General features: G+C 72.9%; 12 protein-coding genes. All 12 read right to left on the bottom strand.

Annotation, left to right across the window (positions count from 1 at the left end; translation table 11 throughout):
* Positions 1-42 precede the first annotated feature (42 nt).
* The 12 genes from ACFHW0_RS11330 to ACFHW0_RS11275 all read right to left on the bottom strand — a co-directional run bounded on the left by ACFHW0_RS11330 (position 43) and on the right by ACFHW0_RS11275 (position 14,879).
* Positions 43-702: a hypothetical protein gene (locus tag ACFHW0_RS11330; RefSeq protein WP_416607221.1), complete on the bottom strand. Its 660-nt coding sequence runs from the start codon at positions 700-702 to the stop codon at positions 43-45.
* Between the two features lie 98 nt (positions 703-800).
* The gene (locus ACFHW0_RS11325; RefSeq protein ID WP_416607220.1) at positions 801-1,880 is read right to left on the bottom strand and encodes a M23 family metallopeptidase; all 1,080 of its coding nucleotides are present in this window, start codon (positions 1,878-1,880) and stop codon (positions 801-803) included.
* A 1,007-nt stretch (positions 1,881-2,887) separates the two neighbouring features.
* The gene (locus tag ACFHW0_RS11320; RefSeq protein ID WP_416607219.1) at positions 2,888-3,535 is read right to left on the bottom strand and encodes a GGDEF domain-containing protein; all 648 of its coding nucleotides are present in this window, start codon (positions 3,533-3,535) and stop codon (positions 2,888-2,890) included.
* Positions 3,536-3,629: 94 nt separating this feature from the next.
* On the bottom strand, positions 3,630-4,610 hold the full coding sequence (locus tag ACFHW0_RS11315; protein WP_416607218.1) for a MarR family transcriptional regulator: 981 nt from the start codon (positions 4,608-4,610) through the stop codon (positions 3,630-3,632).
* 177 nt (positions 4,611-4,787) lie between these two features.
* Positions 4,788-5,138: a histone-like nucleoid-structuring protein Lsr2 gene (locus ACFHW0_RS11310; protein ID WP_358115008.1), complete on the bottom strand. Its 351-nt coding sequence runs from the start codon at positions 5,136-5,138 to the stop codon at positions 4,788-4,790.
* 32 nt (positions 5,139-5,170) lie between these two features.
* Positions 5,171-6,325 (bottom strand): FAD-dependent monooxygenase, encoded by a 1,155-nt coding sequence (locus ACFHW0_RS11305; RefSeq protein WP_416607217.1) that lies wholly within the window; start codon positions 6,323-6,325, stop codon positions 5,171-5,173.
* A gap of 258 nt (positions 6,326-6,583) precedes the next feature.
* Positions 6,584-6,901, bottom strand: a complete 318-nt coding sequence (locus tag ACFHW0_RS11300) for a hypothetical protein (protein WP_416607216.1) — start codon at positions 6,899-6,901, stop codon at positions 6,584-6,586.
* Entirely contained in the window at positions 6,898-7,743 is an 846-nt protein-coding gene (locus tag ACFHW0_RS11295; RefSeq protein WP_416607215.1) for a hypothetical protein, read from the bottom strand. Before ACFHW0_RS11295 ends, ACFHW0_RS11300 begins: the two co-directional genes overlap by 4 nt.
* Before the next feature lie 408 nt (positions 7,744-8,151).
* On the bottom strand, positions 8,152-8,961 hold the full coding sequence (locus ACFHW0_RS11290; protein ID WP_416607214.1) for a hypothetical protein: 810 nt from the start codon (positions 8,959-8,961) through the stop codon (positions 8,152-8,154).
* 449 nt (positions 8,962-9,410) lie between these two features.
* Entirely contained in the window at positions 9,411-10,301 is an 891-nt protein-coding gene (locus tag ACFHW0_RS11285) for a replication-relaxation family protein (protein ID WP_416607312.1), read from the bottom strand.
* A gap of 307 nt (positions 10,302-10,608) precedes the next feature.
* Positions 10,609-13,122 carry a type IV secretory system conjugative DNA transfer family protein gene (locus ACFHW0_RS11280; RefSeq protein ID WP_416607213.1) on the bottom strand — a complete coding sequence of 838 codons (2,514 nt, stop codon included), beginning with the start codon at positions 13,120-13,122 and terminating at the stop codon, positions 10,609-10,611.
* Entirely contained in the window at positions 13,119-14,879 is a 1,761-nt protein-coding gene (locus tag ACFHW0_RS11275; protein WP_416607311.1) for a VirB4 family type IV secretion system protein, read from the bottom strand. The genes ACFHW0_RS11280 and ACFHW0_RS11275 overlap by 4 nt, the downstream gene beginning before the upstream one ends.

The following is a 14,879-nucleotide window of genomic DNA, read 5'->3' as shown; positions in this document are numbered from 1 at the left end:
GGACGGCGTCATCGGCGGCCGGTGGCGGCATGTGGTCGGTGTTCACCGGGTGCTGCCAGTCGTGGGGGTGTGCGGTGGCCAGGGCTTACGGGTGACGTGGCCGCCGAACACCGGGTCGGTGGCGACCGAGGAGCCGCAGCGGGTGCAGCTGGTGGCGGTGTCGTGGCCGTAGCCGGCCATGGACGGAACCTCGACGTGGTCGATCTCGTCGACCGCGCCGCAGACGGTGCACACCGTCATCTCCACACCGCCCTCATCGAGAGCGGGCGCGGTGACGAACAGATCCTCGAACGGGTCGAGGTGGTGGGCGCTGTGCCGCAGCCAGCGGCCGTGGACCGTCGCCTCGTACACCACCACCAGCCGCTGGTCGAGGTGCAGCAGGTACAGCCACTCGAGAAAACCGCCGAGGGTCTCCCGCAGCGAGCCTTGCCGGATCGTGTCGTCCTTGGTGACGGCCGGGTAGCCCAGTCCGGGCACGGGCGGCTGCGGGTCCCAGCGCCGGGGCCTGGGGTTGATGGCGAGGGACCACCAGTCGCGGGCCAGCAGGGCGGTGTCCATGGCGTCGGTGTCCCGGCGGAACGTGTCGGTCCAGATCCGGCGCAGTAGCGGCACCAGGACCTCCGGACTCTCGCCGAACTGGATCAGGCGGGCGGTGTACCTGCCGCCGAACTCGGCAACGCCGATCAGCGTGGGTGTGCTCACGTGCCTTCCTCCTTGGGAATCTGTGGATGAGGGTTGGGGCGGCCGTCCCCGGCGGGACGGCAGCCGAGCCTGGGTGGCCATTGATCCACCGGTATCGCTCAGGGCCTTGTGCCGAGCGGCGCGTTCTGAGCGGCCATGAAGGGCACCGGGTCGATCGCGCCGTTCGGGCTGGCATCGCCGCTCTGGTGCACCTCGTAGTGCAGGTGCGGGCCGGAGCTGTGCCCGGTCGAGCCGACGACGCCGAGGGGCTGACCGGCAGCGACCGGCTGCCCGACCGCCACCATCGGCGGCTGGTCCATGTGGCAGTAGCGGGTGAGTAGCCCACCGGCATGGGCGATGTCGACGTACCAGCCGCAGCCGCGCGTGAGAACGGGGTCACCGTCGCGGTCGCAGCCCCATTCGGCGCCGGTGTCGGCGTGGACGGCGTTGCAGCGGACGGTGCGGACGGTCCCGGCGGACGCCGCGCGGATGACGGTGCCGCGCGGGGCACTGAGGTCGACGCCGTCGTGGCCCGGTCGGTCAGAGCTACGGAACCCCGACCCGACAGGGGCGAGGACCGGCTGCGTCCACGGGCCGGTGGCCCCGCACACGGCCAGGCCTTCGGTGGATAGGCCGGCGGTGCCGGCGGTCGCGGTGACCAACCGGGTGGCCGGTCCCTCCCACTTGGCGTAGGCGTCGGGGAAGGCGCTGACCTGCACGGCCTGGGCGGCCTCTGTGAGCGGCATCGCCTGCCAGCCGTCGACGGTCTGCAGCCTCTGGTAGAACTTCGTCGCCGTGTACCGGGGATCCTGCAACTTTTCGGGGGTGCCCCAGCCTTGGGAGGGTCGCTGTTGGAAGAGGCCGACCGAGTCACGGTCCCCACCCGGGGTGTTGATCAGGGAGGATTCCTGCATCGCGGTGGCCACGGCGATGACCCAGCCGCGGGGTGGGACGCCGAGGTGCATGCCGACGGCGGTGATGGTGGCGGCGTTACCGACCTGCTCGGCGCTCCAGTCACCGATCGGAGCGGTCCCGTCCGGAGCGGCGCCGAGCGCCGACGACGCGGTGGCCGTGACGCTGCCGGTCATACCGCAGGCGCCGGCGCCGCCGCCGAAGATCAGAGTGGTGGCCAGCCCGGAGCACAGCAGCAGGACGCCGGCGACCGCGATGGCGATCCAGGACAGCAAGCGGGTGGTCATGACTGGTCACTCCTTCATGCCAGGGCGGGCGGCGGGCCGGTGCAGCGCGGAGACGGCGAAGGGCCGCGCGGACCCGTGGAGGGGCGTCGCGCGGCCTTCGGACGAGTACGGGGATCAGCGGACGAGGACGCCAGGTGTCTCGCCGTGCAGCAGGGACGCCCGTCGGGTCTTTGATGAGGGCGATCCAGATGAGCTGATGCGTGTTCAGGCAGCCAGAGCCGCGACGGGTGGACGCCGGTGGAGCCTGGACTCCGGCGGTACCGCGTGCGGCACGGGCGTGGGCCGCATCAGGGGCGTCGGCGGGTGGGCGGGGGTGAACCAGCCGGTGAAGCGACGCGGCACGGCGGGAACGGAGGCGCGTCCGCGCGCGGCTCCGACCGGGCGCGACGAGGGCGGCGCGGACGGCGGGGCGAGGGTGGTGGCGCGGCGGGCGTGTTGTTCGGCGCGGCGGGCGGTGCGTAGCGCCCAGCAGGGACCGTGCTGCCCGCGGCACTGCAGGTTCGTGCAGGCGCCGTCGGATCCGGGTCGGTGGGCGGCGGCGACGTCGACCGCGAGCGCCCACAGAAGCCTGTCGGTGACGTCGTCCGGTACTGCGGTGCGGTCGCTGGGACGCTGGCTGCGGTCGTCGGGGTGTGCGGGGTGTGCCATGGCGGGTGGCCCTTCGGTCGGCGGATCGCGGGCATGCGTGGTCGTCGCCCGACTCGCGTCGGGGCCAGCGGGATGCTGAGGTCCGTCGGCGGACGACGACCGGCGTTGATCGACCCTCATCTCTTGGTAAAGGTCAAGTCGTGTCGGGCGGGTAGGACGTTGCCCGCCCGGCACGGCGGTGCGGGGTCGCTGCTCAGGTGGTCTGCTCGGGGTGGAGGCGTACGCGGGCGGGTCGACGGTGGTGAGCAGGTGGCGGGAGACGCCGCGCCGGTAGTGGCCCTCGTTGCCGCCGAGCGGCGCATGGTGAGGACCTCGCGCACGTCGACGGGCGCGAGGTCCTCCTGGCGTGTCCGTGAGCGTCAGCGGCGGTGTAGGTCCCGCGGGCGGGTACCCGGCAGTGGCCTGGTGTGGCCGGTGGTGGCGGTGGCGCCGCGTACCCCGGTTCCGGTTTGCTTGGCCTGGTACATGGCGGTGTCGGCCTGGTGCAGCAGGGTGCGGAGGCTGACGCCGAGGGCGGCGCTGGTGTGCCCGACGCTGGCGCGCACGGCCAGCGCGTGCGCGCCGAGGTCGACGGGGTCACGACCGACCGCCCGCCAGGCGGCGCGGGCGACAGCGGCGACGTCGTCGGGGTTGCCGTCGACCAGCAGGGCGAACTCGTCGCCGGAGAGCCGCGCGGCGAGCCGCACCGGCGCTCGCAGTGCGGCCAACCGTCGGCCGACTTCGGTGAGGACGTCGTTGCCGGCCTCGTGGCCGAGCGTGTCGTTGATGGCTTTGAAGCAGTCGAGGTCGAGCAGAACGAGCCCGAACGGGGTGCCGCGCTGGGCGGCACGGCCGGCGGCGGCGAGCAGGGCCCGCCGGTTGGGCAGACCGGTGGTGTCGTCGTGCTCGGCGGCGTAGCGGGCGCGGGTCAGCGCCTGCTGCTGGCGCCACAGCAGTGTTCCGGCGAGGGCGAGACCGGCGAGGATTCCACCGGCGGCGGTGACGATCGAGGTCAGGATGGGAGACACTTCGGGAGCTCCTTGTCGTCTAAGGAGCACCGGGGGCGGGCGTGGTTCCGGGAAGTTCGACGCCCGCCCCCGGGCTACCGGCTGGCGGGGTCGTTCAGGCGGTGGTGTCGGCGAGAGCGAACGTGGCGGGTTTCTCGGCGGCCAGGACCGCCCGCCCGGTCCCGACGAGCTTCACGGCGGCGTTGTGGACCGCGCCCGCGCTGGCCTTCTTCGCGCCGGTTGCCTCGTTGGCCCGGTCGACAAGCCTGCACAGCTCGCTGACCTTGTACTGCTGGCCGGGGTTGGCCTCGAGGATGTCGAGGATCGCGCCGCGCAGGGAACCCGACGCCCGCCGGGTAGGGGCCTGTGCCGCCTCGCCCGCCGCCTCCGTGGCCGGCGCCGTGGCGGGTGATTCGTCCGTGGCCGGGTCGCCGGTGGTGCTGCCGCTGGCCGGCTCGTCCGATACGGCCGGCCCGGCGTCCGCATCGTCCGCTGCGGGAGTCGTGCCGGTGGCCTGCCCCGTGCCGCCGGTCGCGCCCGGCACCTCGGGCTCGGCGGTCGAGGGGCCGCTGTCGTCGCCATGCTCGGCTTCGGTGTCCGCGGCTTCAGTGAATTCGTCGGGCGCCGCCTCGACGTCACCGGGAGCCGGCGATGCCGACTCCCGGGTGGCCTCCGGCTGCCCGTCGGCGGGAACCTCGGCGGTCGGCCGCTGGTCATGCTCCTGCCCGGCAGCCTCCTGGCTCTCCTGCGGTTCGTCACCGCGCGGCCCTGGTTCTGCGGCGGTCCCGGACGTGCCGGCGTCGCGGGTGGCGGGCTCCGCTGCGGCCTGGCCGTGATCGCCCTGTTCGGCGTGCGCGCGGCCGGTGTCGGTCAGCCGCCACAGGCTGCGTCCGGTGCCGCTTCGGGCGGACTCGGCCAGTCCCGCGGTCAGCAGGGTGCGCAGTTTCGGGGTGGTGGTCGAGTAGCCGAGGCCGGCCTCGGTGGCGATGGCGGCGGCGGTGGCCTCGCCGAGCCGGTGCAGCGCGGCGAGGACCTTCGCGACGCTGGGCGCTGTTGCGGGCGTATCGGTGGTCGTGTTGGTCGGGGCGCTGGTCATGGGCGCGTGGCCCCCTTTCTCCTGCCGGCGGCAGGTGTTGGTGAGTGAGGCGTGTGCACTGATGCACGCTTCGATCCGGGTATTGATCAAGTCGTCTGCCCGGAACGTGGGACTGCGGCGACGCGTACGGGTGTGCCGCCCGGTGATCGCTCGCCGGGCGGCACGTTGGGAGCCGGGTCAGTGCGCGGCGTGGTACGCGTCGCGCACCGCGGCGGGGATGACGCCCCCGGTTCGTGGCCGGGGCAGGTTCAGTCCTTCCCAGTCGGCGGTCCACCACCAGGTGCGGATCTCATGGCTCTGGGTGCGGCCGGTCGCGGTGCCGCCCTTCCGCCGTGGTGCCTGAGGCTGTTTCGGCAGACGCCGCCCGGCCGTGATGAACGGGCCGAATGCCGCGGCCATCCGGTCGAAGTTGCCGGCGGACAGGTCGATCTCGTAGGTGGCGCCGTTGAAGGCGAACTGGTAGGTGGCGACGTCGTCGGTGGAGCCGTCAAGGTCGTCGACGAGGATCGCGGTGATCCTGGTGGCCATGAGGGAGCCACCTCCTTTCCTCTCGGGGTGGGCTACCGGGCGGGTCGGTGGGTGCCGAGGCCGAGCCGGCGGCCGATGACGGGCCCGCGGTGCACGGCGGCGACGGCGACGGGCAGGTGGCGGCGTTGCCAGCCGTGCAGGGCAGCGGTGAGGTCGGCGGCGTACTTGCGGTGCTGGGTGAGGGCAGCGGTGAGGCCGGCGGCCTGTTCGATGCCGTTGTTGGCGCCGCGTGCGGTGTGGGGGCGCACGGGGGCGAGAGCGTCGCCGAGGAGGACGGCGTGACCGGCGCCGACGGGCCAGACCATGCGGTCCGGTGGGGTGATGTCGAGGACCGGTACCGCCATGCGGGTGGTGGTGGTGTGGACGACGGCGGCGTGGCCGGCCGGGAGGAGCAGGTCGGCGTGGGTGTCGACGTGGGTTCGGGCGGCGGGGCTGACGTGCCGGGGCAGGGCGAACACCCGGCGGATGGGTTCGGCGCCGAACCGCTGCGCGTACTCGGCGCTGGTGCAGTTGAGGTAGAAGGTCCAGTCGTAGCCGCCGGGTACCGGGGCGAGGTTGAACTGCACGCCGGGGCAGGGCTGCAGACGCAGGAAGTCCCGCAGGCCGGGCTCGGGGGTGATGTCGGCGATGCCGCGGTGGGCGACGTAGCCGGCGTAGCGCAGGATCCGGTCGGGATCCAGCAGCCGGCGGCCGGTGGAGGACCGTCCGTCGGCGAACACGACCAGGTCGGCGGGCGCGGTGTGGCCGTCGCGGAACCGCAGCACCAGCTGGCCGGCCTCCTCGGCCAGGGCGGTGACCTTCATGCCGGAGTGCAGGACGCCGGCGGGCAGGCGGCGCGTCAGCGCCTGGTGCAGCAGCGTCCAGGTGGTGTTCCGCCCCGGGTAGGTGCGTCGGACGGTTTCGGCCGGCTGACGGTCGCGGACGTTCATCTGGACGATGGCCTCGGAGTGGTGGGCGACGATCTCGTGCTGCGGGATGCCGAGGCGGTCGAGCACGTCGAGGGCGGAGTGTTCCAGGCCGATAAGGCCACCGCCCAGGGGTGCGGACGCTGGCGTGGCCTCGAAGACGGTGATGTCGTCGAATCCGGCGTGCAGCAACAGCAGCGCGGTGACGGGGCCGGTGATACTGCCGCCGACGACGGCGATGGTGGGCTGCCTGCCGGAGGCCGACATGGTGCTGGATGTCATGATCGGTTCCCTTCTGCGGGTGGGAACCCGGGCACGGCCGTGCCCGGGTGTGCGCGGGTGCGCGGGTGGCCGGGCATCGGCCAGGTGGTGCCGGTGGTAGGAGCGGGTCGGCGGCGGTGGGCCGCGGACGCGCTTATCAGCCGCCGTGGTGCGGCGGGCGGATGGAGGCTCGGAAGGCGTGGCGCCGGGCTGCGTCCGCTGGTGCGCGAGGTGCGACCGGGCGGGCAGGGCAGCGGGGGAGGGCGCGGCCCCGGCGGGTTACCGGCCGGGCGTGATGAACGGCGGCGGCACGGGAAGGAGCCGCCGCGCCCGCTGCAGCACCTCGTCGGCGACCGGGATCAGCGGCGCCGCGTCCGGTGAAGCGGTCGGGGTCGTGCGGTGCCAGCCGCCACCGGGGCTGCTGGCGATGGTCGTCCAGGTGGACAGCGGGGTGAGAACCTCGGCGACCGCCGTGCTCTGCGTGGCGTAGCTGTCGCGGCAGACCCGCACCCGCAGGACGTACCCGTCGGTGTGGTGCACCCGGGTCAGCTCGTAGGTGCCGTGGCCACCCTGGCGGAACACCTCGTCGACGATCACCGCGACCGGTCCGCCGGGTCGCTGGCAGCGGTGGTCGCCCCGGACGCGACGAGGACCCAGGGCCACTGGTAGGCGCCGATGGCGTAGCAGCGGTTGGCGTCCGGGGCGACCCGGTCGTGCTCGACCCAGCGGCTGCCCAGGCCGTCGTCGTCCTCCCACTCGACAACGACCTCGTCACCGTCGAACCGCAGGCGGGGACGCTCGCCGGGCATGTCACCGGGATAGCGGGCGTCGAGGTGGGCGGCCATGCGCTGCACCGCGAACCGGGGGAAGCGGCACAGCACCCCGGCGCGGGTGAGTGTGGTGTAGCCGGTGGCGACCATGGCGCGGTAGGCGCCGCCGCCGACCACCCCGCAGGTGACGGTCGCCGGGGTCCAGGTGGCAAGTGGCGGGCTCATGTCGCCGCAGCTGCGGGAGATGCGGTAGCGGTCATTGGTGGCCTCGCTCGCCGGGTCCGGGTGCAGCCCGAACCAGTGCATCCCGTGGTGGCGGGCGTAGCGGAGCAGGTCGAGCAGGTTCCGCCGGCCGTCGAGATGTTCCGTGTGCAGGGGCAGGAATCCGTGCCCGTCGTCGGCGGGGACCGGGTTGCCGGTCGCGCCGGTGGCGGTGTGGGTCCAGGTTTCGGCGAGGACGCGGTGGTCGGTGCCGTCGGCGTCGTACCAGCGGGGGACGCCGTTGGAGGACAACCAGTCACCGTCGGTGTCGTGGGACCAGATGAGTGCGGCCTGGTCCGGAATGCCGGCCCGGCACTGCTGACGGGTCCTGAGGTGCGCGTGGTTGGCGGCGGCGTGTTCGGCGAGAGGCAGGACTTCGTCAATGCGGAACCACAGTCGGTCGGACATGGCGAGGAGATCTCCTGATCGTGATCGTGGAAAAGGGAAAGGTCGGCCGCTTCTGCCGGCCGGGCTTGCGGGGCGCCCCGGCCCGGGGCGCCGGGCGGTGCCGCACCGGCCGTAGCGGGTTCACGCCACGCTGCTCTGGCCCGGGGGTACGGTGCGTGGCCCGCACAAGCGGGTCGGATGCACTCCCGGACGGGCGTGGTTCAGGTGGCGGTGGACTTGGCGAGGCGGCAGCGGCCGCACCCGTCGTGGCCGGGTGTGCGTCGCAGGGCAGCGGCCCGGCTGCAGAGTTCGTTTCTGCTGCCGGAGGCCGGCGCGGCGCGGGTGGGGTTGGTGGAGCCGGTCGGCCGCCGCCGATCCCCGGGAAGAAGGGAATGGGTGGCGGCCCGACCGGTTCCCGGTTCGGTGCTGCTACAGGGCGACGGCGAGCAGCCGCTGGTCGGCCTCAACGGTGGTGAGGTAGCGGTTTGCCTGTTCGAGGTAGGTCACCCGGTGAGCGAGGGCGTCGCTCGCGGGCGTGAGCTTGTGCCCGTCCGGCATAAGCAGGGCGTCGCCGCACACTGCCGTGGTGGCGCTGTAGTGCTGGTAGGCCATCGGACCTGCCTGGAACATCTCCAGCTCTCCCACGCTGAGGTGGGCGGCGCCGTAGTTGGCCGCGTTGTGCATCCGCATGGCGCAGACACGGGCCTGGTTGTGGAAGTCCGCCTCGGCCCGCTCGCGCGGATACCGGGCGGGGTCCGCCAGGTGACGGGCCAGCAGGGCCGACCACGGCGTGGCCGGCCGGGTGCCGTGCACAACCTGCTGCCACAGTTGGTGTCGGATGCCGGCGCCGACCCCGGCGGCGTGGCGCATGGCGGCGAGGTCGAGCAGCTTGACGGGCCCACCGGCGCAGTACATCGGGCGTCCCTTGCGGGGCGCGACGAGGTGGCCGCGCTGCCACAGCCACATGCCCGGGGTTGCCCAGAAGCGGGGCTGCAGGGTGCCGGACACACCGAAGTGCCGGTCGAGCTGGGTGGCGGTGAGGGCCTGCGACGGTAGACCGTCGGGCAGGCAGACGATCATGGTGTTGATCGTCGCGGTCGGCGTGACCACCGGGGTGGTGGCGGCCGTGGTGCTGCCGGTGGCAGTGGGGGCGGTCGTGCGGCCCTTGCGGGTCGTCACCGTCGGTACGCGGGTGCCGTAGCGGCTCAGGGGAGTCGCGGCATCGTTGGTTGCGGTCATCTGAAGTTCCTCCTTCGGTCGGAGCGCGCTGTGGGCGCGCGGAAGTGGCCGGCCCACCGGGTGCATGGGTCGGCTCGCGAGGCGAACAGGGGACGGGCGCAGCGGGGTGGTGCTGGTGGTGCGGTGCGACCTGGGGGTCGCCGCGCGGCGCGGGCGCCGACCGGCCGAGAAGGCGGGTGGGCGGAGGCACCGTGGGGTGCGGCGGTGGTTCCCGAGGTGGGACCGGACCGGATGGAGCGATATGTGGGTGAGGGTGGTGCCGATGAAGGTAGCGGCCGGATCTGTCAGCACCGGCCGCCGTCATGATCGTCAGTAGTGCGGTTGGCCTGCACTGTCAGACGACTGTTCGGCTCGGCGGGTGAGGGGCGGCGGGACTGTGAGATCTCGTCGGTCTCACAGTCGCCCACGAGCGGTGGGCAACCTGCCTCCGCGCGCGGTGGGGGTGGATGTCAGGGCTGCGGGTCGGGGCCGCCGGGGTCGGTGTCGGGGAAGCGGTGCGGGTTGGTGGGCGGGTTGTCCGGGCCGTGGTCGGAGGGCAGTTCGTGCAGGCCGCAGCGACGACCGGGGCCGGTGGTGAGGGTCCAGGTGGGTCCGGCGGGGTGTTCGCCGTGGAGGCCGGTGGCGACGGGCATGGCGGTGGGTACTCCGGCGAGGGCGTCGAGGAGGTGGTGTTCGCGGCGGCGGCCGGGGACGTGCAGCAGCACCGGGTAGCGCGGCCCGTAGGTGGCGAGCTGCTCGTAGCCGCGTAGCTTGCGCAGCACGGTGGCGAGGGGTTCGGTTCCGTTGTCGTGTTCGAGGAAGAACCCGACGGTGCGCCCGTTGGCGTGCCAGATGCCGTGCCCGTCGGGCTGGACACCGGTTCCGCTGCCGGCGGCGTAGGAGGCGGCGGCGAAGGCGGCGGTGGTGTGCTGTTCGGACCACCAGCGCGCCAGCCGGGCGTGCTCGTGGGTGCGGGCGTGGCCGATGAGGTCGATGAACAGCTGGTTGGTGCCGAGCAGGTGGGCCAGGCGGCGGCTGCCGATGATGCGTTCGGTGCGGTCGATGCTGGTCCGGGGGGCGCGGGCGCTGGCCTGGTTCGGGTCGTTGAACTGGGTGGGGTGGACCACGGCGCCGAGCGGGCCGAGGGTGTAGAGGTACTGGCCGCTGCCGGTGGTGACGTCGACGAACCGGCTGACCGCCTCCATCTGGTGTAACTGGGCGAGGCGCAGCCGGGCTGCGCGAAGCGAGGTGAACAGGGCTGCCGCGACCTGGCCGGTGGAGAGCACGTAGTGCTCGGCGAGCCACCGCAGCAGCTGGTGGTCCCGGACGGTGAGGCGACGAAGCCGGTCAAGACGAGCCAGACGAGACGACGAACGGGAGGCGGAAGAAGCGGAGGACGAGCGAGAAGCGGAGTTGTTGGCGGGCACGGTGGATCTCCAGGCGGAAGAGGAGTCCCTCCGAGGGGAGGGTGTCTGAGTTCGGTGAGATGGTCACCACGAGCTGGTGACGCCGGTGAGCGGCGCTGACAGACCCCCACGGCCGGATCTGTCAGCGCCGCGAGGTGATCGGTGGTGAAGGGCTGGTGAAGCCCTCACGGAAGGGATGACCGGGACGCGGGCCACTCCGGTCGACCGGTCTGTCGATCTCGCTCCAGATGCCCTGCGACGTTCAGGCGTCCGCCTTCGGGCCGCTCTTGCCCCGGGGTCGGCGGTTGTCGTCAGGTCGGGCCGAGAACCGGTTGACGAGATCGTCGATCGCGCTGGTGTCCTGCGCCGGCACCGCCTGCGCCGCGGCCTGCCGGATCACCGTCGCCTCGCCCGCGACCGGCTTCGGCGGCCTGGTCCTGAGGGTGAACGCCGGCGTCTGCCGCCCGCCGACGACGAGGCGCCCGGCGGCGGTGTAGGCGTCGAGGTGGGTCAGGTCGTGCTCGTCGAGCTCGGGCAGGGTGTGTCGGGCGAGGACGCGGGCATCCTCCGGGGCGACGGAGAAGTACAGCTTGTTGCGGGCGTTGGCCGACGCCGCGGCGAGCAGGTCCTTCGGGAACTGGGCCAGGTCCTGGTGCGCGAGGACCATCGACAGCCGGTACTTCCGCGCCTCCGCCAACATCGAGTCGAGGCTGTTGGCGAGGGTCAGAAAATTCTGACACTCATCGATGATCAGGGTGGCGTCGCGGCGTTTGTCCGCCGGCACGGCGGCGCGGGCGGTCGCGGCCTGCCACACCTGCGCCAGGACGAGGGAGCCGAGCAGCTTGCTGGTGTCCTCGCCCAGCTGGCCCTTCGGGATGCGTACCAGCAGCGCCCCACCGTCGAGGACCTTGCCCATGTCGAAGCTGGACCGGGGATAGCGCATGCTGCGCTTGACGAAGTCCCGCAGCAGGAACGCCCGCAGACGGGCCAGGACGGGGCCGATGACCTGGGAACGCAGGGCCGGATTGAGGCCGTCGTACCACTGCCAGAACCCGGACAGGCCGGCCGGGTCGTCCAGGCCGACGGTCATCGCGCTTCTGAACTGGGCGGAGTTCAGCAGGGGCGGAATGTGCTGGAGGGTGACGTTGGCGTGCCGCAGCAGGGTCAGGCAGGCCACCCGCATGACGTCGTCCATCCGCGGCCCCCACGCCTTGGCGAAGATGTTCCCGAAGATCGACACGAGGTTGTCGACGACGAGGTCCGGGTCGTTGCCGGACAGCGGGTTGAGGGTGGGCGGGTTGGGCTGATCGGGGTCGAACAGCACCACCCGCCCGGCGACGCTGGCGGGAAGCCGGTCGAGAATGTCGAGGACCATGTCGCCGTGCGGGTCGATGACCACAGTGCCCCGGCCGGCTCTGATGTCGTCGACGGCCATGTTGACCAGCAGAGTGGTCTTCCCGGAGCCCGTCGATCCGACCACATGCATGTGGTACCTCGCATCGGCGACCGACAGGGCCACCGCGTGGCCACCGACCTCGGCGTCGCCGAGGACCTTCATCCCCCGGCCGCCGGTCGGCACCGCCACGGGGGCCGGCATGGACTTCGCCCGCGCCCGGTCCAGCCCCGGTACGGCCAGATCCCGCGGCAGGGCGGCCAGGACGGCCAGCTCGGGGGTGGAGGCCAGGAACCCTGCTCCGAGCCGCCGTGTGGCCAGCACGCCCACCGGCTGCGGCATCCGCGCCCGGTGGGCGAGTCGGTTACGGCCGGCGTACACGGCGAACGACGAGGCGATCGCGTCCGCGACGCCCCGCAGTCTCGGGTAGGGGTCGCTGCCGGCGCGGTGCGTGTTCCTGGCGACCGCGTAGCGGATGCCGATCGTCCACAGCGGGTGAATGGTCTTGTCGAGGATCGCCCGCACATCCCGCTCCACGCCGGGGTCCCGGCGGCCGGCCGGCTGGCCGCCGCTGCGGGCGGTGGTGGTGTGGCCGGGAAGGAACACCTCGATCAGCCACAGCAGCGGCGCGGCGGGATTGATGGCCGGTACGGCGGTCCTGCCGTCGCGCAGCCTGCCCGCCGCGCGGCGGGCCCGTGCGGCGCGGCGTGGGGTGGCGGGGCGGGCGAGGACCTGCACGCAGGCGTACTCGTCCGGCTTGAGCTGTGACCCGGCGGACATCAGCGCCCGTAGCGGGTCGTTGTCGTGGTCGGTGTAAAACGGCAGCCACTCGGCGGCCGTCGGCAGCAGGTGCCCGCCGACGGCGGCGGGCACGTCGCGCGGGACCGGCGGGGAGGCCTGGTCGTCGGTGGTGCAGGCGGCGCCGGGCCAGGCGGCGCGTACGGCGGCCTCGACCGCTCCCTGCGGCACCGTGCCGGGCACCCAGATGCTGATGAGCAGTTGCCGGCCGGTCCAGGTGTACTGCCACACCACGTGCGGGCTGCCGTACAGCAGCCGGCGTCGGCGGGACGGGGTGAGCGTGCCGTGCAGGTTCGCCCACAGCGCGGCGGCGCTGTGCGGGTCGACCTCCGGTGGTGGGGCGACGGTGACGAGGCGGGCGCCGTCGGCGTGGCGGCGGTGCCGCCACCCGTCGAGCAGGTTGCGCCCGGCGACGTACGCGACGAGCAGGGCGGCGGCGACGCCGAGCAGCCACGGCCGGTCCACCGCCCACTGCGCGGCGTGCAGAATCCACCGCGTGGGCGCGCCGGGCGGGGAAATGACTCCGGCGCCCGGCCCGGAAGGGCTGGGCGCCGGTGCTGGCGACACGGCAAGGGGTGGTGTCACAACTCCTCCTCCCCGTCGTCGGGGTCGAGGTCGGCGAGGTCGGACGGCTTCGTGGTCGCGAGAAGGTGTTCGGCCTGCGAGGAGATCGACTCGAACGCGGTCCGGTTCGTGCCGGAGATCAGCAGGCCGTGCCCGACCCGGGCCGCGAGCAGCATCCGCCGTTCTCCGCCGGTCAGACCGAACGCGTCGGCGACCTGGTCGATGGCCTGCGGGGCCTGCTTGAGCAGCACCTGCGTGGACGCGTTCGACACGACGGCCTGGCCGAGGTCGGTGCCGAGCACGTCGGCGACGTCCTGGGTGATGACCGACAGGCCGGCGTTGCGCTTCCGTCCGGCCTTGGACATCTTGAACAGGAACCGGGCGCCTTCACCGTCGCGCATGAGCAGCCATGCCTCGTCCACCACGACGAGGCGGCGGGTGGACAGTCGGGCCCGACCCGGTGCGTCTACCGACCGCCAGATCGAGTCGAGGGCGAGCAGCGTGCCGACGGTGCGCAGTTCGTCCGGCAGGTGCCGCAGGCTCCAGACGACCAGGTGCCCGTCCGGGCGGGTCGTGGTTGGTGAGTCGAACAGGTCGGAGAACGAGCCGGCCACCCACGGGGCGAGGCGGGCGGCGAGTTCGTGGGCGGCGGCGTTGTCGTCGGTCCGCAGTGTCGCGACCAGATCCTTCAGCAGGGGGGCGGGCCGGTGGTGGGTGGCCGGGTCGGTGGTGATTCCCGCCTGGCGGTAGACGGCGAGGATCGCCCGGTCCAGTGCGGCGCGCTCAGCGGGTGGCGGCAGCTGCCCCAGTAGCACCGAGATGAGGGTGTGCAGGAACAGGCCGCGTCGGGTGAGCACGTCCGGGCGGGTGTCCCCGGCCGGCAGATCCAGGGGGTTGATCTTCACGCCGGGTGCACCGAGTCGCACGATGGTGCCGCCGACCGCGTCGGCGAGGCGCAAATACTCGTCCTCGGGGTCGACGACGGCGACCTGGACTCCCTGGTACAGGTTGCGGAGTACGTCGAGCTTGACGAAGTAGGACTTGCCGGCGCCGGAGCGGGCGAGGACGACGCTGTTGTGGTTCTCCTGCGCCCAGCGGTCCCACCAGACGATGCCCTGGGAGTCGGGGTTCACCCCGTACAGCACCCCAGCGGTGGTCGCGGGGTCACCGGGTAGCGGAGCGGGCAGGTCCGCCGACGCGAGGGGAAAGGCGGCGGCCAACGCCTGGGTGTCCATGGTCCGGCGCATCTGCAGGCTGTCAGTGGCAAGTGGCAGGGTGGTGGTCCAGCCGGGCAGATGCCGCCACGTCGCGGGCTGCACCTCGATCAGGGTGGATGCGGCAGCGGCCTTCACCTGCGCGCAGGCTTCGAGGAGTTCGGCCTCGGTGCGGGCGTGCACGGTCAGGTACAGGCCGACGCGGAACAGCTTCGCCGACCCGCGGGCGAGGCGTTCGGCGAGGTCGGCGGCGTCGTCGGCGACGGCCTCCACGTACGGGTCGGTCAGCTTGCCCCTCTGCTCGTCCGCCCGACGGGAGGACTCGAACCGGGCCCGCTGGTTACGCAGCCGCGAGGCGGCGATCGGGGTGGGAATCGGCTCGATGTGCAGGGCCAGGTCCAGCCTGCCCGGCCAGGACAGCAGCGGTTCCAGCCACGCGGGCCCGACTTCGGCCGGGTAGCCGGTGACCACCAGGGTGGCGGCGTAGCCGTCCCCGACCCGCAGGAACCGGGGCGTGACCTCCACCGAGGCCGGCGCTACGGTCGCCGCCAGTCCGGTGGACAG

The organism is Micromonospora sp. LOL_025 (assembly GCF_048060285.1).
GTDB lineage: Bacteria > Actinomycetota > Actinomycetes > Mycobacteriales > Micromonosporaceae > Micromonospora.
This window is presented reverse-complemented; position numbering and strand designations above follow the sequence as displayed.